Genomic DNA, 16,385 nt, shown 5'->3' with positions numbered 1-16,385 from the left:
GAGGGAGGGATTCGAACCCTCGATACGTTGCCGTATACACACTTTCCAGGCGTGCTCCTTCAGCCACTCGGACACCTCACCAAATTTTGGTCTGTTGTTTAACGTGTTCAGCCAACACGGTATTCGCTGCGCTGTTGCGCTGGAACGGGGCGTAATGTAAGGGATACGATGGCTTTTGGTCAATGCAATTTTTTACTTTTTGCGTTTGTTTGCTCAATATCCGAACCAAGTGACCAAAAACATGCCGTTTCGTATCCCTTTCAATCAATTTACTGCAGCTTCGTGCAAATGTTCACCTTTGAGCGCCTCTTCCAGCGAGCCGTAGAATTCCAGCTTGCCGGGCTGCGGCCGCACCTTGGCGCGGGCCAGAGTCTTGAGCGGCTGGAACTGCAACTCGGCCACCCGCAACTCGACACCGGCTTTAGCCATCTGCTTGCCAAAGTGGAGGAAGGCAGACAGGCCGCCCGCATCGAGGATGGAAACCGCCTCCATCTGCAACACCAGCACCTTGTGTCCTTTCACTTGCGCTTCCAGCTCGGCAAAGACCCGTTCGGCCGCGGCGAAGAAGAGCGGGCCGTTGATCTTGTAGAGCAGGCCGCTGTCCGGCACCTCATGGGCATAGCGTTTGTGCTCGGCCAAGTCGTGCAGTTTGGTCATCTTGGCGATTTCGCGCATAAAGAGCAGGGAAGCCAGGATCACCCCGAAGGTAATGGCGATAACCATGTCGAAAATGACAGTGAGTGACAGGCAGACCAGCAGCACCAGCACATCGGATTTGGGCGCGCGTCGGATCAGCTCCACCACCTTGTGCGCTTCACTCATGTTCCAGGCCACGATGAGCAGCAAGGCAGCCATGGCCGAGAGCGGCAACCAGGAGAGCCAGGGGGCCAGCACCAGAATGGCGGCCAGCACCACCAGCGCATGAACGATCCCCGAGACGGGGGACGTAGCGCCGGCACGCACGTTGGCGGCAGAGCGGGCGATGGCGGCGGTAGCGGTAATACCGCCAAAGAAGGGGGCGAAGATGTTGCCAAGCCCCTGCCCCACCAGTTCGGCGTTGGAGCTGTGTTTGCGACCGGTCATGCCATCCAGCACCACAGCGCAGAGCAGCGACTCGATCGCCCCCAGCATCGCCATGGAGAAGGCGGCAGGCAGCAGCCGCTCAACAGCCGCCAGGTTCCATTCAACCGGCAAGCCATCCGGTCCGGGCAAGGCCCAGGGCATCACCAGGGTCGGCGCGATGGGCGGGATCCCCATCCCCTGGGTGCCATCGGCCAGGGTATAGCTGAACTTGCTGCCGATGGTGGCCACATCCACCCCAAAGTAATGGAGGCCAAAACCCAGACCTACCCCGACCAGCACCGCGGGCAGGTGGCCGGGCACCGGCAGACGCAGGCGCGGCCAGAGCAGCAGCACGGCCAGCGTTGCGACCCCCACCAGGGTATCGCCCCACTGCCAGGTTGGCAGAGCGGCGGCCAGCGCTTCGACCTTGCCCAGATAGGTTTCCGGCATCTCGGGCACGCTCAGGCCGAAGAAGTCCTTGACCTGCAAGGTGGCGATCACGATGGCGATACCACCGGTAAAGCCCAGCGTCACTGACGGGGGAATGTACTCGATAAGGCGGCCAAGACGGGCCATCCCCATCGCCACCAGAAAGAGGCCGGAGATGAGCGTCGCCATCAACAGACCACCAACCCCGAACTGCTGGGCGACCGGGTAGAGGATCACTACAAAGGCAGCGGTCGGGCCGGAGATGGAGTAACGGGAGCCACCGGTCACGGCGATCACGATACCGGCGATGATGGCGGTATAGAGACCGTGTTGCGGCGGTACACCGCTGGCGATGGCCAGCGCCATGGCGAGCGGGATGGCGATGATGCCCACCGTCACACCGGCGATAAGATCACGGCCGAAGCGGGCCATGCTGTAGGGTTCATCAATACAGGACTGGCGTAAGGCTATGGCGAGCTTCACGCTATTTAAAGAGGCTTGCTTGTGCATGTATATCGTAATACCAGAAGAGGGAGATAAAGGCCGGAGAGATCCGGCGCCCGATCATCATCAAGGGCCGGCAGGGCTGTCGACGCGGCGATGGTATCCTGCGTAACCTTACTCCAGACGGGCCATTTTTTCGATGGGCAGGATCAATGAAACGCGCGCTCACCCATTATTTGGCCTATTTGCCGCCAAATCGCCGATCTTGACTCCAGCTCTCCCCCTTTTAGCCACAAAGATTACCATTTGAGCCTCACCGGATTGCCAGCACGTTCGCGACATCATGCTGTCATCATCAAGTTGATGCGAACCGAACCAATGTCCCCTGCATCAGTTCGCCAAGGTGATGGCAAGGGACTGATTGTGCTGAAAATAAACCGCAAAGCGCAACTTTTGGGCAAACAGTCCGAAAATCCGGTTTTCGGGAAATTCGCGGGTTGACACCCGCCGCCCTGGTCATTAATATTCGCCCCGTCTTAACGAGACAGGCAATTCCTCCTTAGTTCAGTCGGTAGAACGGCGGACTGTTAATCCGTATGTCACTGGTTCAAGTCCAGTAGGAGGAGCCACTTTTCCCTCGTAGTTCAGTCGGTAGAACGGCGGACTGTTAATCCGTATGTCACAGGTTCAAGTCCTGTCGAGGGAGCCATCTTCTAAAGCCCAGCCTTATGGCTGGGCTTTTTCGTATCCATCTCTCCATTGTTTCAAGCTGAGTCAGCTACCTCTCACCGCTTGCTCTGCCACATTCCCCTCGCAGTGAACGCTCCACTCTCCCTGTTTTCTCTCAACTCAAATTCGACTGACGATTACTCCGGTCCCTATCCGGTCAGCTCAGCTGGTGAATGGGTCACGATCTAGCCCAAACCAGAATTCATCTCCTCCCCTGACGTTAATGCCCCCAGAAAAACCCTCTGGTCACAGTTTCCGGTCTTTCTGCCGGGAGACCATGGGGATGTTTAGACCGGAGCAAGTGGCTCTGGTGTGGAGATAACACAGATTGAAAGATGGAAACGCTAAGGAAGGGCAAGGGAAGAGGAATGGTTAGCGGGCAAGACCGGAGCAGCCTCTGGGGCATATCCGGTCGCTTGGGCTGTAGCTGAGTTTGCCAGGAGTTGTGCAAAGTCGCGTCGATGCCGACGAGGTGACGGGTCGTCACGCTGACGCGATCGTCGGCTGAACGCTTACATTTTCATCTCAGGTGCAGTAGTATTGACTAAAATAATTTTTAGTCATGATGCAATTCACATTTTTACTCGTCGATTTATAGTAATCTTATAAATTTAGAGGGGGGTAGTGAACGATGATAATATTTAAAAAATATATTAAATGAGTAGGTAATGCCTCCGATCGGTTGAGCTGATATGATGGGTGCCTTTGAGACTCATAGCTTCATGGCATCCATCCCCGTTCACTGCCCTCGTTGCAACTCTGACCACGTATATCGCCATGGGAAGACCCCTTCCGGCCATGTTCGCTATCGTTGCCCCGTCTGTCCGCACGTGTTTCAGCTCACCTACACCTATGAAGCCCGCAAGCCTGGCGTCAAAGACAAGATTGTTGATATGGCGTTCAACGGCTCAGGTGTTCGTGATACTGCTCGCGTCCTCAAGATTGGCATCAACACCGTCAGACGCGCCCTAAAAAACTCACCCCAAGGCAAGTAACCTCCGAAAAGGTGGTGCTCGATGACGTGGCGCTTATCTGTGAACTTGATGAACAGTGGGCCTATGTCGGCAATAAACAGCATCGACATTGGCTTTGGTATGCCTTTGATACCAAGAGAAAACGAGTCGTGGCCTATACCTTTGGCCCACGCAACGATGAGACATGCCGTCGCTTGCTGAGCCTGCTTTCTCCGTTCCAGATTGGCTTTATCACCAGTGATGACTGGGGAAGCTATGCCAGAGAGGTGCCGAGCGAGATGCATCTGACCGGGAAGATATTCACCCAGCGTATCGAGCGTAACAACCTGACGCTCAGAACGCGCATCAAGCGATTGGCTCGCAAGACCATCTGCTTCTCTCGTTCCGTTGAGCTCCACGAGAAAGTGATTGGTGCCTTTATAGAAAGGCACCATTTCAACTGATTGGAGGCATTACCACCTCACCCACTCAAATGCCTATTTCGCCTGATATTCAAAAATCGACTAAATCGCTGGGGGATTAACTCGATTTTTTCTCGCAGCAACGCAATACCTAGTCGCTTGCCGTAGCGCCCAAACGTCAGGCCATTTTTACTGTGTCCCGCAAGTTCGGCCACAATATGCTCAGCAACGTCCGCCTGTTGCAGCTCATCGATAAACGAGTGTCTCATCCCGTAAATGGTGGGGCGACCCTGACCTACGATGCCAGCATCATTGAGGTGGCGTTGGAAGCGACAGGTGATGTTATGCGCCCAGTCGTCATCTTTGCCTGATGGTTGGTCATCGAACAAAAATACTTTCCCTTGACTGCGACGACTCTCCACATAGTCCAGGAATTGATGTCCGATCAACGCACTGTGCAGTGGCTCGGTACGGTACGCATTGGCAGTTTTGAGCTGTTGATCCGCCTCTCCCGCATCGACCACCAAACACCAAATCCCCTCGACCTGTTTGATGTTGTGAGTTTTGAGCTGACAGGCCTCAGAGGGACGCAGCCCTGCGTACAGGCACAAGAGCGGTACCCACCAGTCCTGGATTTTCAATTTTTTACCTTTCTGGGATTGTTTGCTGCGCAGGCTGGCAAACAGCTGAGCCAGTTGAGGGCGATACCAACGCACTCGCTCCTCATCCGCCCGTTTGTTCGGCTTTTTACCTGCCGTCAGCCCATCGAATGGGTTACGACTGCAATAGTCCAGTGCCACGCACCAACGGAAGAACTGTTTCAGGGCAGCCAAATAATCGGTCTTGGTTTTGAAACTGATGTCGGCCTTACGCAGCAAGCCGTTGCGATATTCTTGTGCTAGCGCGGGCGTCACCTCATCGACTTTGACCCCTTTGGCCTAGGTGACGAAGGCGTTGATCCGAAGTTGGAGCTGGCCCACCGACTTATGCTGGATCCCCTCACTGGTTTTAGTCTCGATGAATCTAGCCAGTGCGTGGGTGAGCGTGATCCCACTGCTGGGGCAAGCTGAGGCATCAACAGAAAGTTCACGAGGTGTGGAAGGTGTTTGAGGAGGGATGAACCCCGCAACTTTGAACGCGTCTAGATCGGCGCGGATCCAGCGATAGAAACTGCGGGGGGAAGTATCCGCAGGGGTAGCCGCGATAAGTGCGCGAGTTCGAGCTGCCACAGCCAGATTTCTATCTACGGCGACTCGGCGATCTTTGGTGCAAAGGGAAGTACGGATAGCGAAGGGCAAGCCTCGGTCACGCAAAATCTTGGGCAAGGGAAGCCGAGTGTAGTAGGTGCCGGAGGCATTTTTACTCAGATACATGATTGTTCCACCCAGTTGATCCAGGAAAAAAATCACGTAAGTCTAGAAATGAAAAAACCCGTTGAAATTCAACGGGTTATATTTGGCGGTGAGGGAGGGATTCGAACCCTCGATACGTTGCCGTATACACACTTTCCAGGCGTGCTCCTTCAGCCACTCGGACACCTCACCAAATTTTGGTCTGTGGTTTAACGTGTTCAGCCAACACGGCGTTCGCTGCGCTGTTGCGCTGGAACGGGGCGTAATTTAGGGGAAAGCCCCGCCCGCGTCAACGGCTTTTTTTCACCTGGCGAACCGTTCGAACACTTAATGCACAGATTCCGGTGCAACCTGGATTTCCGGCAGGTTGAGGAAGCCGGAACGTTCGCATTCGGCAACCAGTTCGTGGGTGGCAGCGATGGTGCTTTGCACGAACAACAGGAACTGCTCGACGCTGAGTCCGGCCTTGGTAAAGACGGTGTGGCCGACCACCAGCCGCGGCAGGTTGTCATCGATGATATCGAGGAACACCTTGAGGGAGGGGTACTGCATATTGAGTCGGCCCAGTTCGGCAACCAGCGGCAGCATTGCGGAGGGGCGCACTTCCAGCTCGGAGGAGAACAGCAGGCCTTCCTCTTCCACGAAGATCCGGCTCTCCTGAATACCATCGACCGACTGCAAAGAGACAATGTGGATACCGTGACACTGGTCGCAGACATAGTGCTCGATACGAGCCTGTTGCAACCAACGCATTATCATTTCGGAGCTGGGGATATTCATCATTTCCACGACAAGATTGGGATCAAGGGGCGCAGTCTAAACCAATTTGCTATCAACAAAAAGCACGCCAACCCGATAACCCTGCGGCTCGCTTCTTTTTGGCAAGCGCTATGCATATACTCAGCCAAATCCACGATGACGCTTGCCCCACAGGGGGCCCCATGACTATCCAAGAAAAGTATCGCCTTCATCTGAAATCACTCTCGGATGAGCTGCTCACCCTGCAAAAACCCATCCGCATTCTGGATGCCATCAAATGGCCACGCCATCTGCAGGATCGCTTTCTGGCAAGCGGTGGCAGGGAGCTGCCCGCTATCGACAGGCACTTCTATGATGCCCTCCCCCTCGGCTTCGATCCGCGCAACAAGTATCTGGAGCTCAAAGAGCTGCGGGACCGGATCCGCAGAAAACTGGGGCCACAGGACGATCTTGGCCGGATCCTGCAAGAGACGGTCGATCAGTACATGGTGGTGATCGAGATGCTGCGCCAGCGGGGCCAACCCGATTTTCAGCGTTACAGCCAGCTGCTTTATGGCTCTGCCAGCGATCACCTGCGCGGGGATCGCAAGACTCTCAAGGAGCTGGGCGCCCGCCTGTGCGATATCTTCTCCCTGCCCGGCGCGCGCCATCTGGTGCGCCCCTACCCCAAGGAGTTCGAAGGAGAGGCCGCGGTCGCCAAACTGCAGGGCAAGCTGTCGAGCTACTTCAGTGACGGCACTGTGCAGGTGAAGCTGAGCGATGGGATTGTCTCCGATGCCGCTGCCGGTGGCGACTACATCAAGCTCAACTCCCACGCCCGTTTCTCCGAGCTGGACTTGCAGGTGCTGGAGGTACACGAGGGGTGGGTCCATGTCGGCACCACCCTCAACGGTCGCCAGCAGCCTTATGCCACCTGGCTGAGCGCCGGTTCACCGCGGATCACCGCCTGTCAGGAGGGGCTGGCTGTCCTGATAGAGACCCTCACCTTCAGCTCCTTTCCGGATCGGGCCAAGCGCATTTCCGATCGGGTGATGGCCATCGACATGGCCGAGCGCGGCGCCGATTTTATCGAGGTGTTTCAGCACTTCGTGCAGCAGGGCACCAGCGAGCACGACGCCTACAAGATCACCCAGCGGGTTTTTCGTGGCGGCATGGTGGACGGCGGCGCCTGCTTTACCAAGGATCTCTCCTACGTGCGTGGCTATGTGGAGACGGTCAACTTTATCCGCAGCGCCGTGCTGGAAGGGGTGCCCGAGATCCTGCCAATGCTGTTTGTCGGCAAGGTGACACTGGATGACATTCCGGTGCTCTATCAGCACTATCTGGAGGGGCTGATCGCCGCTCCCCGCTATTTGCCGCCGATGTTTCGCGATCTCACCGGGCTCTATGTCTGGTTCGGTTTTGCCTCCGGCATGTCGCTGGTGGATATCGGCCGGGTACAGCACCATTTTCGCCAGCTGTTTCAACGCCTGCCGGTGGCCGACCCCATCATTGCGCCGGTGGATATCGAGATCGACTGAACCACAGCGATAGAAGTTGGGGAAAATAAAAAGGGCGCCAGATTGGCGCCCTGCTCGACGATTCAAATATCGCAGCCGAATTACTTGTAGGCCCGACCTTCGAGATAGTGTTTGCGACAGAGCGATACATAGCGATCGTTGCCGCCGATCTCCACCTGTTCGCCATCACGCATCACCTGCCCCGCTTCGTTGACCCGGGAGTTCATGTGAGCCTTGTTGCCACACCAGCAGATGCTCTTCAGCTCTTCAAACTTGTCGGCCAGACAGAGCAGATGGTAGGAACCGGGGAACAGCTCACCGCGAAAATCGGTCTTGAGGCCATAGGCCATCACCGGAATATCCTGCTCATCGACGATGCGGGCCAGCTGGTAGACCTGCTCACGGGTCAGGAACTGGGCCTCGTCCACGATGAAAACATCGATATGTTTCTTCGCATGGCGCGCTTTCACCATTTCAAACAGATCGCAGCTGTCGCTGAACACGTCCACCTTCAGTTCAAGGCCAACCCGGGCACTGATCACCCCGACCCCGAAACGGTCATCGATGGCTGGCGTCATCGCCAGAGGATGCATGCCCCGCTCCAGATAGTTGAAGTGCGCCTGAATGAGCTGGGTGGATTTGCCTGAATTCATGGTGGCAAATTTGTAGTGCAGTGAAGCCATGATACTGTTCCGAAACTGAATTTATGGGGCGCATGCTAACCAAAGCCCCTGACAAAACCAAGGGGCCCGCGGGCCCCTTGCTCTATAAATGTTACGCGGTGGCCAGCTCTGGCCGCGCTTTGGCCTTTTTCAGGTGATAGCTGGTAAAGAGCACGAACCAGAGGGCACTGACACTGAAACCGGCCAGGCTGGAGTGCATCAAGCCCATCGCCAGGTAACCGATGGCCGCGCCGAAGGCGATGGCCAGTGCATAGGGCAGCTGGGTCATCACGTGATCGATGTGATGGCAACCGGCACCGGTGGCAGAGAGGATGCTGGTGCTGGAGATGGGTGAGCTGTGATCCCCGAACACCGAGCCAGCCAGTACCGCAGCCAGCATCGGCAGCATCAGGCTGATGTCGCTGGCGGCGGCCATGTCACCGGCCAGCGGCAGCATGATGCCGAAGGTACCCCAGCTGGTACCAGTAGCAAACGCCATGGCACAGGAGAGGATAAAGACCACGGCAGGTAGCACTTCGATCGGCAGGTTGCCGTTAGCCAGCGAAGCCAGGTACTTGCCGGTCTCCACGTCGCGTACCACGGCACCTATGGTCCAGGCAAACAGCAGGATGTTGATGGCTGGCAGCATGGCCATGACGCCTTGCGGCGCGGCCTTGATCCAGTTCTTGGCACCCAGCTTCAGGCGCATAGCCAGACCGATGGAGACCACCAGACTGCACAGGGCACCGTAGACCAGCGAAGAGCCGACGTTGGTGTTTTCGAACGAGCCAAGCACGCTGAAGGGCAGCCCTTTCTCGCTCAGCACCGCAGCACCGGAATCAATCATGAAATAGATGGTGGCGGCGGTCAGGGTCAGGATCGGCAGTACCATGTCGATCATGCCGCCGTTGCTCTCTTCCGGGCTCTCCATATCCAGACCGATGGGGCGGCCCTTGGACTCATCCCACAGCTTGCCTTCCAGCGCCCACGCTTCGTGTTGACGCATCGGGCCGATATCCAGCTGACAGGCGATCACCACCAACACCATGATCAGGGTGAAGACGGCGTAGAGGTTCATCGGGATCATCTCGACAAACGCAGCGATGGGGCTCTGCTCGGTCAGACCGTGGGCCGCCATGATGCCGCCAACCAGGGCGATGATATAGGCGCCCCAGGAGGAGATGGGCATCAGCACGCAGACCGGCGCCGCGGTGGAATCCAGCAGATAGGCCAGTTTGGCACGGGAGATCTGGAAGCGGTCGGTCACCGGACGGCAGATGGCCCCCACCGACAGGCTGTGGAAGAAGTCATCGATAAAGAAGGCAAACACCATCATGCCAGTCAGGGCTTTGGCGCCCTTGCGGGTCTTGGCACGACGCTCGGCCCACTCGGCAAAGGCACGGGTCGCCCCGGAGACGCTCATCAGGCTGATGAGGCCACCCAGCAGCAGCATAAACAGGATCATGTTGACGTTGTCACGATTGAGCGCGCCATCGACCCAGAAGATCTTGAGCACGGTATTCAACATGTAATGCAGGGATTCGAGGGGCGAAAACTGATTGAGCAGCAAACTGCCGGTGACGATGCCCACACCAAGGGACAACAGTACGCGGCGGGTTAGGATCGCCAGCGCGACAGCCAACAGGGGGGGAAGAACGGACCAACCGGAGTCGGCGAAATGACTAATGTCCATGATCTCTTTGCACCTAAAGATTACAGGTGGAGATCTACCGAGAGGATCTAAAGAAACAAAACCTATGGGGAGGTTATACTCCTCAGCCCCTTCAGGTAGCGCTCCATAGTGGATGACTATGGCAGTCCTGCACCTATTAGATGCAGAACCAGCAGCCCGGTATGATGGCCTGGCCACTTCGGCGCTGACTCCTTTCCTTGTGCATCACAGGCATCACCCTCCGCACAAATACTCATAGGCAGCGCGCCTCTACTTAAAGGTATTCGCCGCACATTTTATCGAGATGGCAGCTTATAGCAAGTTTTTTGATTAAATAGTCACGATAAACATATCAAGGTCGAAAAATGGTAGTCAAATGATGCAACAACGCCTGTTTTGACGCTATTTTCACCTACTGCGGTTTCATTGGCATCCAATCTCCAAGCCTATTGCAGGCCATATTAAATATCTGTATTGATGTTCCCCACGGATATTATATTTAACCCGGCTTGACTTATTTAAATCGCCAAGCAAGAATCAGCTGGAACATAATATTTTTCTCTGACTCGACGTGGTAACTCCTATGAATGAATTTTTAAAGGTACTGCTTAATATCCGCAGTCTGCGTGCGACCTGCCGCGAACTTTCTCTGGAACAACTGGAAGAGGCACTGGAAAAACTCTCTACTATCGTTGCTGAACGTCAGCAGGATGAAGCTGCCGAGCGCCAGGCCCGTGAAGAGCATCTGCGGAAAATTAACGAATATAGCGAAATGCTGAAAGCCGCCGGTATTGACCCGGCAGAATTGGTAAGCGCGGTCGCCACCAACCCCGGCAAATCAGAAAAAGCCAAGCGGGCGCCACGTCCTGCCAAATATCGCTATCAGGATAATGGCGTAGAGAAAACTTGGACCGGCCAGGGCCGTATGCCTTCGGCTATTGCCAGCGCAGTGGCAGCAGGCAAATCACTGGAAGATTTTGCTATCTGACAGCTCTTGCGTTGCTAATAAAAAACCTCGCCAAGGCGAGGTTTTTTATTGCCGCTTAAACGTGAAATATCAGATAGCCGATTGCGGGCGATCTGCTGCCTTGACCCACAGCACTTCACGATACCCTGCTACGCAGATGAGATAGCGGGCAACGGTAAAGAACCAGTCACTCATCCGGTTCAGATAGGGCAGCACCTCGGGATTGACCCGCTCTTCCCGGCTCAATGTCAGCAGCAAGCGCTCGCAATGACGCACCAGAGTGCGCACCACATGTGCTTGCGCCGCGGCACGGGAACCACCGGGCAATATAAATTGGCGCAGCGGCGGCAATGGCTCACTATAACGATCTATCTGCTGTTCAAGGCGAGTGGTCCAGGCGGCATTAACTTGCCAAATTGATTCATTCTGGGCGTCGCTGGAAAATGCCAACTCCCCCCCCAGATCAAACAACTCCTGTTGCAACAGCTGTAAATCAGCCAATAAACCGATCTCTTGCGACGGCACATCACAAATCAGCAAGCCAATATGGGAGTTGAGCTCATCGATATAACCGTAGGTCTCGACCCGCAAATGATCCTTGGGCAATGGGATACCATCGGCCAGCCGGGTCATGCCCTTATCGCCCTGCCTCGTATATATTCTCATACCGACATCCTGTTAATAATGGGAATAATCATGGACTCAAGTCCATTGAGTTTGATTTCGTAAGCCAACGCCAGCGTCTGGCCCAATTTACCCGCCGGAAAACCGCTGCGCGCCATCCACACCAGATAGGGCTCTGGAATATCGATGATACGCCGCCCCTGATATTTACCGTAAGGCATCTTGTTGGTCAGGGTCAGCAGTACCTGTTCGTCGGATAGCCAATCCATATTAATCGATATCCAGATATTTATGAGTCTGGATTGAGAGTCGCCAGTTACGCGCGATACAGGTATCCATCGCCAATTGGGTGGCCCTTGGCTTCTGGCTGATCGGCTGCAAGGCAATGACCACATCAGGGCGCAGGGTAGCAGTAGCGAGCAGCGTATCCAGCTCTTCAATATGGTGCTCGGTGGCCACCGGATGCTTGATCTCGTTGGCCCGCTCCAGCGCCGAGACCAGCACAGGCAGCCCCCCTTTCATGCCAATTTTGGGGGAGACGGTCACCCAGGTCTGCTCATGGGTCTTGATCTCGCTGGTGCCACTGGTTTCAATCTGCACCTGATAACCCGCCGCCAGCAGGGCTGACGAGAGTTCGTGCAGATCGTAGAGGCAGGGCTCGCCACCGGTGATCACCACATGGCGCGCCTGATAACCCAGGTCGGTAAAGCTCTTGATAATCTGCGCGGTGCTAAGTTGGCTCCAACAATCGGATTCGTTGGAGCGATCCAGCACCGCAGCCTTGCCCACTTCACGAGCCGGATCAACAACCCAGGTATGACGGGTATCGCACCAGGGGCAGCCCACCGGGCAACCCTGCAGGCGAACAAAGATGGCGGGCAGGCCGGTAAAGATGCCCTCCCCCTGGATGGTCTGGAAAATCTCGTTGATTGGGTAGTGCATCTCGATCACGGCTTGTTGCAAAAGTCGCGGATTATACCCCAAGCCACGGCAAGACGCAGGCTCACTCTGCGCTTTTCTCACCCAGCCCGGTTTTCTCAAACAGTCTGACCATGATGCCCGCCTTGTCGGCCAGATAGTTGTTCAGGCCGCGACTGCGCAGTTCACACGCAGGACACGTGCCGCAACCGTCACCGGCAATGCCGTTGTAGCAGGTCAGGGTCTGCTGGCGCACCGTGTCGAGGTGACCATAGTGATCCGCCAGAGCCCAGGTCTCGGCCTTGTCGAGCCACATCAAGGGAGTTTCAAAACGGATGCCGCGATCCAACCCCAGCGACACCGCCTGATTGAGGGCCTTGACGAACTCGTCACGGCAATCGGGATAGCCGGAGAAGTCGGTCTCGCAGACACCGGTGATCACCGCTTCGGCGCCCACCTGATAGGCATAGATGGAAGCCAGGGTCAGGAACAGGATATTGCGACCCGGCACGAAGGTGTTGGGCAGGCCATTATCCTGCAGCTCACAGCTGACCGGGATGTCGTCACGGGTCAGGGCAGAGACCGCCAGCTCATTGAGCAGCGTCACATCCATCACCTTGTGGGCGGCGATCCCCAGAGCACTGCCCAGACGGCGCGCGGTGTCGATCTCTTCCCGATGGCGCTGGCCATAGTCGAAGGTGATGGCGTGCACTTCATCATACTGAGCCAATGCCTGTACCAGACAGGTGGTGCTGTCCTGACCGCCACTGAAAACCACGACTGCTTTTTTCATCTTGATAACTCCTTCAAATGTCACGCGCGGCGGCCTTCGGCAAAGTCCTGCCACTGGGTATTCAACCGGTTAAACAGGGTCAGCAAGGGCGCATAGTGCTCCGGCCTCCCCTCCCACCGGGACAAGAGGTGATAGCCCGCCTCTATGGTAGAGAGGGCATCGGGAAAGGGTTTCTTGCGAATGGCATATTGACCGGCAATGGCACCAATGCCGATGCGGGGCAAGCGGGCCAGCGCCGGGTTGCTCTGCAACATGCGATAGGCTTTGCGCCAGGTGCCGTCGAGCAAGATAAAGGCGATGGACGTTTTGCCAGAGGATTCACTCTCCCGCTGTTGGCGAAGATCGGTCAGCGAAATGGCATCCTCATCCGGCCAGAGTAGATAGCAGCGACGGGAAGGATCTACAAGCAACCCATTGAGCCACTCATCGCGGGAAAAGTCCTCCCCCACATGGATCTCGCACTGTTGCAAAGAGGCCGCCAGCAGCGCCGCAGTCCCCTTGGGATGTGCCACCTCGTTGGGGTGCTGCAAGATGTAGAGGGGCGTGTGATTGTCAACCGGCACAATATAATCGCACAGGCAGGCTTTGAGGGCTCGGGTGCAACGTGTACAGTATCGACTGTTCTTGTCGTTGGACTGTTTCATGTTGTCAGACAAATCTGGATTGCTCTGGGTTATCACGCTCTCTCTCACCAGCTTGCTACTCTTCTTTACCGTTCCCAATCTTCAGCTCTCCTTCGATCGGCCCTTGATCGCCGGGGGCGAAGGGTGGCGGATCATAACAGGCAATCTGGCTCATACCAATCTGTGGCACCTGCTGCTCAATCTGGGCGGCCTCGCCATCCTCTATAGCCTGTTTCGCGACTATCTGGGTGGGATTCGCCTGCCTCTGCTGATGTTGCTGCTCTGGTTGGCAGTGGGCTTGGGGATCTGGTGGTGGTGCCCGCAGACCCAGTGGTACATGGGGCTATCCGGCTCGCTGCATGGCCTGTTTGTCTGGGGGGCAATGCAGGATATCCGCCACGGACGCCGCACATCGGGCTGGCTACTGTTGGCAGGGATGGGGCTCAAGCTGGCGATGGACTTCTACAACGCAGGAGAGAGCCCGATATCCACCCTGATCAATGCCAGGGTACACATCGGCTCTCATCTTATCGGGGCCGGTGCAGGCCTGTTGCTCGGCCTGCACCGCGTATCACTGAGTGAGCCTGTTACGCACCAGCCAGCTCGGCATTGATGCTGGCCAGCATGGCGGCCGGATCGGCAGCCTGCGTAATCGGGCGACCGATAACCAGATAATCGGACCCCGCCTCGACCGCCGCTTTCGGTGTCATCACCCGGCGCTGATCCCCGGCCGCTGAACCGGTCGGGCGAATACCCGGGGTCACCAGCTTGAAATCTTCGCCCAGCAAGGCTTTCAACTCATGGGCCTCGTTGGCAGAGCAGACCACCCCATCCAGACCGGATGTTTTGGTCAAGGTAGCCAGCCGGATCACCTGCTCGGCCGGGCTCACATCCAACCCGAGGGGGATCATGTCGGACTGCTCCATGCTGGTCAGCACGGTCACGCCGATAAGCAGGGGGGCCTTGTCGCCATAAGGCAGTAGCGCCTCTTTGGCGGCACGCATCATCCGCTCACCACCACTGGCATGCACGTTGACCATCCAGACACCGAGCTCAGCACTGGCTGCCACGGCTTTGGCAACAGTATTGGGAATATCGTGAAACTTCAGATCCAGAAAGACATCGAATCCCTTGGCCACTAGCTGGCGTACGAACTGCGGGCCAAACAGGGTAAACATCTCCTTGCCTACCTTGAGACGGCACTGGGCCGGAGAGATACGTTCAACGAACGCTAAGGCATCTGCCTCGTGCTGATAATCCAGCGCTACCAGTACTTTGGGATCTTGCATCTCACATCCTATTGCTTGTTATTCACCGTCCAGACCGCGGATCGGCTTGATGGAACCCCACTGGCGACAAGACGGGCACTGCCAGAACAGCGAATGAGTGGCAAAGCCGCACTGCCGACACTTGTGGGTTGACTTGATTTTGATCTGCTCGCCGACCAGCTGTTGCAGCAGTTCGAGGCTCTCCTTGGCAGGCCCCTCTTCCGCACTGGCCAGCTGAAAACCCACCAGCTGGTAAAAACCTTTCATCGACGGATGACGACGCAGCTGACGCAACACCAGCGAACGGGCCTGGCTCAGGCCATCACGCTCTTCAACCAGCTTGGCAAGAGCCAGGGTCACGCTGACGCCGGCATGATCTTCCACCGCCTTCTCAAGCAGCGGGATCAAGGCGGGCGTGCGACCCAATTGCTGATAGCACTCGAGCAATTTGGGCATTGCCTCGGAGGCAAAGTCGATATCTTGCTCGAACACCCGCAGCAGCTCCTTGCTGGCCTGCTCATACTCTCCATCTGCCATGGCGAACTCAGCGAGGCGCAAACTGGCCCGGGCACATGCCGGATTGATACTGAGCGCCCGTTTGAGCTTGGCCAGCCCCTCCCCTTTATTGCCCTCACGCAGCGCGATCTCGGCTTGCTCGCAATAGAAATGGGAGATGGGGTCGGCCAGCTTCTTGCCCTGGTATTTTTGCAGACGAACCGCCACATCGATGGCCTTGTCCCAATCCCGCAGTTGTTGATGAATGATCAACAGCTGTGCCAGCGCCGTCTCTTCATAGTCGCTGTCGTCACACAGCTCGTTCCAGAGGGCTTCCGCCCGATCGAGCAGACCGGCAGCCAGAAAGTCGCGCGCCAGTTCCTGCAGGGCAAGTTGACGCTGCTCCCGGGTCAGTTGGCGGGTCACCAGGTTCTGGTGGATCTTGATGGCACGATCAACCTCTCCACGCTGGCGAAACAGGTTGCCGAGGGAGAGGTGTGTTTCGATGGTTTCACTGTCCACCTCAAGCAGCTGGATAAAGAGATCCACCGCCTTGTCGGATTCATCTGACAGCAAATAGTTGAGGCCCGCCACATACTGGCGGGAAAACTGGTTACTCTGTTTCTGGGTGTCCTGGCGAACACTCCTGCGACCCATGTACCAGCCATAACCGGCGGCGATGGGTAACAGCAGGAAAAGCAGTTCAAGCATTGA

General features: G+C 56.5%; 16 protein-coding genes, 3 tRNA genes and 1 riboswitch. Of the genes, 6 read left to right on the top strand and 13 right to left on the bottom strand.

All coding sequences use genetic code 11. The features are described from left to right. Positions 1 to 264: 264 nt before the first annotated feature. Positions 265 to 2,001 (bottom strand): C4-dicarboxylic acid transporter DauA, encoded by a 1,737-nt coding sequence (gene dauA, locus AB5Z09_RS07280; protein ID WP_368194946.1) that lies wholly within the window; start codon positions 1,999 to 2,001, stop codon positions 265 to 267. A 487-nt stretch (positions 2,002 to 2,488) separates the two neighbouring features. Between dauA and AB5Z09_RS07275 the strand changes: the two genes are divergently transcribed. The 3 genes from AB5Z09_RS07275 to AB5Z09_RS07265 all read left to right on the top strand — a co-directional run bounded on the left by AB5Z09_RS07275 (position 2,489) and on the right by AB5Z09_RS07265 (position 4,081). After that, positions 2,489 to 2,564, top strand: a tRNA-Asn gene (locus AB5Z09_RS07275). A gap of 4 nt (positions 2,565 to 2,568) precedes the next feature. After that, positions 2,569 to 2,644 (top strand) — tRNA-Asn (locus tag AB5Z09_RS07270). 742 nt (positions 2,645 to 3,386) lie between these two features. After that, positions 3,387 to 4,081 (top strand): IS1 family transposase gene (locus AB5Z09_RS07265; RefSeq protein WP_368194947.1). Its coding sequence is split into 2 segments (ribosomal slippage): positions 3,387 to 3,633 and positions 3,633 to 4,081, totalling 696 coding nucleotides; the frame shifts between segments, so codons are not numbered across the junction. A gap of 17 nt (positions 4,082 to 4,098) precedes the next feature. On the opposite strand, the gene AB5Z09_RS07260 is transcribed toward AB5Z09_RS07265, so the two are convergent. The 3 genes from AB5Z09_RS07260 to AB5Z09_RS07250 form a co-directional block, all read right to left on the bottom strand. After that, a complete protein-coding gene (locus AB5Z09_RS07260; RefSeq protein WP_368194945.1) occupies positions 4,099 to 4,953 on the bottom strand; it encodes a tyrosine-type recombinase/integrase in 855 nt (284 codons plus the stop codon). Between the two features lie 542 nt (positions 4,954 to 5,495). Then, positions 5,496 to 5,583, bottom strand: a tRNA-Ser gene (locus AB5Z09_RS07255). Positions 5,584 to 5,718: 135 nt separating this feature from the next. Continuing rightward, a complete protein-coding gene (locus AB5Z09_RS07250) occupies positions 5,719 to 6,174 on the bottom strand; it encodes a YbjN domain-containing protein (protein WP_005337119.1) in 456 nt (151 codons plus the stop codon). 158 nt (positions 6,175 to 6,332) lie between these two features. On the opposite strand from AB5Z09_RS07250, the gene AB5Z09_RS07245 reads away from it, so the two are divergent. Further along, entirely contained in the window at positions 6,333 to 7,670 is a 1,338-nt protein-coding gene (locus tag AB5Z09_RS07245) for a flavohemoglobin expression-modulating QEGLA motif protein (protein WP_129503867.1), read from the top strand. An 80-nt stretch (positions 7,671 to 7,750) separates the two neighbouring features. Here the strand turns inward: AB5Z09_RS07245 and AB5Z09_RS07240 are convergent, their stop codons facing one another. After that, positions 7,751 to 8,332: a thymidine kinase gene (locus AB5Z09_RS07240; RefSeq protein WP_005351181.1), complete on the bottom strand. Its 582-nt coding sequence runs from the start codon at positions 8,330 to 8,332 to the stop codon at positions 7,751 to 7,753. A gap of 91 nt (positions 8,333 to 8,423) precedes the next feature. After that, positions 8,424 to 10,004 (bottom strand): Na+/H+ antiporter NhaC family protein, encoded by a 1,581-nt coding sequence (locus tag AB5Z09_RS07235; protein ID WP_231721321.1) that lies wholly within the window; start codon positions 10,002 to 10,004, stop codon positions 8,424 to 8,426. Positions 10,005 to 10,092: 88 nt separating this feature from the next. Further along, a riboswitch (Lysine riboswitch) is annotated at positions 10,093 to 10,264 on the bottom strand. Positions 10,265 to 10,566: 302 nt separating this feature from the next. On the opposite strand from AB5Z09_RS07235, the gene AB5Z09_RS07230 reads away from it, so the two are divergent. Continuing rightward, complete coding sequence (locus AB5Z09_RS07230) at positions 10,567 to 10,971, top strand: H-NS family nucleoid-associated regulatory protein (protein ID WP_005359895.1); 405 nt, start codon at positions 10,567 to 10,569, stop codon at positions 10,969 to 10,971. A 69-nt stretch (positions 10,972 to 11,040) separates the two neighbouring features. On the opposite strand, the gene AB5Z09_RS07225 is transcribed toward AB5Z09_RS07230, so the two are convergent. The 5 genes from AB5Z09_RS07225 to AB5Z09_RS07205 all read right to left on the bottom strand — a co-directional run bounded on the left by AB5Z09_RS07225 (position 11,041) and on the right by AB5Z09_RS07205 (position 13,929). After that, positions 11,041 to 11,616, bottom strand: coding sequence for a cob(I)yrinic acid a,c-diamide adenosyltransferase (locus AB5Z09_RS07225; RefSeq protein WP_201938057.1), 576 nt, complete (start codon positions 11,614 to 11,616; stop codon positions 11,041 to 11,043). Next, a complete protein-coding gene (locus tag AB5Z09_RS07220) occupies positions 11,613 to 11,843 on the bottom strand; it encodes a DUF3820 family protein (protein WP_005337126.1) in 231 nt (76 codons plus the stop codon). The genes AB5Z09_RS07225 and AB5Z09_RS07220 overlap by 4 nt, the downstream gene beginning before the upstream one ends. A gap of 1 nt (position 11,844) precedes the next feature. Continuing rightward, a complete protein-coding gene (gene queE, locus AB5Z09_RS07215; RefSeq protein ID WP_019444695.1) occupies positions 11,845 to 12,516 on the bottom strand; it encodes a 7-carboxy-7-deazaguanine synthase QueE in 672 nt (223 codons plus the stop codon). A 61-nt stretch (positions 12,517 to 12,577) separates the two neighbouring features. Continuing rightward, positions 12,578 to 13,285: a 7-cyano-7-deazaguanine synthase QueC gene (queC, locus tag AB5Z09_RS07210; RefSeq protein WP_368194944.1), complete on the bottom strand. Its 708-nt coding sequence runs from the start codon at positions 13,283 to 13,285 to the stop codon at positions 12,578 to 12,580. A gap of 20 nt (positions 13,286 to 13,305) precedes the next feature. Then, positions 13,306 to 13,929: a tRNA-uridine aminocarboxypropyltransferase gene (locus AB5Z09_RS07205; protein ID WP_236302586.1), complete on the bottom strand. Its 624-nt coding sequence runs from the start codon at positions 13,927 to 13,929 to the stop codon at positions 13,306 to 13,308. Between AB5Z09_RS07205 and rrtA the strand changes: the two genes are divergently transcribed. After that, positions 13,928 to 14,521 carry a rhombosortase gene (rrtA, locus tag AB5Z09_RS07200; RefSeq protein ID WP_236302585.1) on the top strand — a complete coding sequence of 198 codons (594 nt, stop codon included), beginning with the start codon at positions 13,928 to 13,930 and terminating at the stop codon, positions 14,519 to 14,521. The two genes, AB5Z09_RS07205 and rrtA, sit on opposite strands and share 2 nt — an antisense overlap. On the opposite strand, the gene pyrF is transcribed toward rrtA, so the two are convergent. Further along, positions 14,496 to 15,197: an orotidine-5'-phosphate decarboxylase gene (pyrF, locus tag AB5Z09_RS07195; protein WP_042083286.1), complete on the bottom strand. Its 702-nt coding sequence runs from the start codon at positions 15,195 to 15,197 to the stop codon at positions 14,496 to 14,498. The genes rrtA and pyrF overlap by 26 nt on opposite strands. A gap of 18 nt (positions 15,198 to 15,215) precedes the next feature. Then, on the bottom strand, positions 15,216 to 16,382 hold the full coding sequence (lapB, locus tag AB5Z09_RS07190) for a lipopolysaccharide assembly protein LapB (RefSeq protein WP_236302584.1): 1,167 nt from the start codon (positions 16,380 to 16,382) through the stop codon (positions 15,216 to 15,218). Positions 16,383 to 16,385: the final 3 nt, after the last annotated feature.

It is taken from the genome of Aeromonas sp. R2-2, assembly GCF_040908355.1.
Lineage (GTDB): Bacteria > Pseudomonadota > Gammaproteobacteria > Enterobacterales > Aeromonadaceae > Aeromonas > Aeromonas veronii.
The sequence above is the reverse complement of the archived record's forward strand: the minus strand, read 5'-3'. Positions and strand labels throughout refer to the sequence as shown.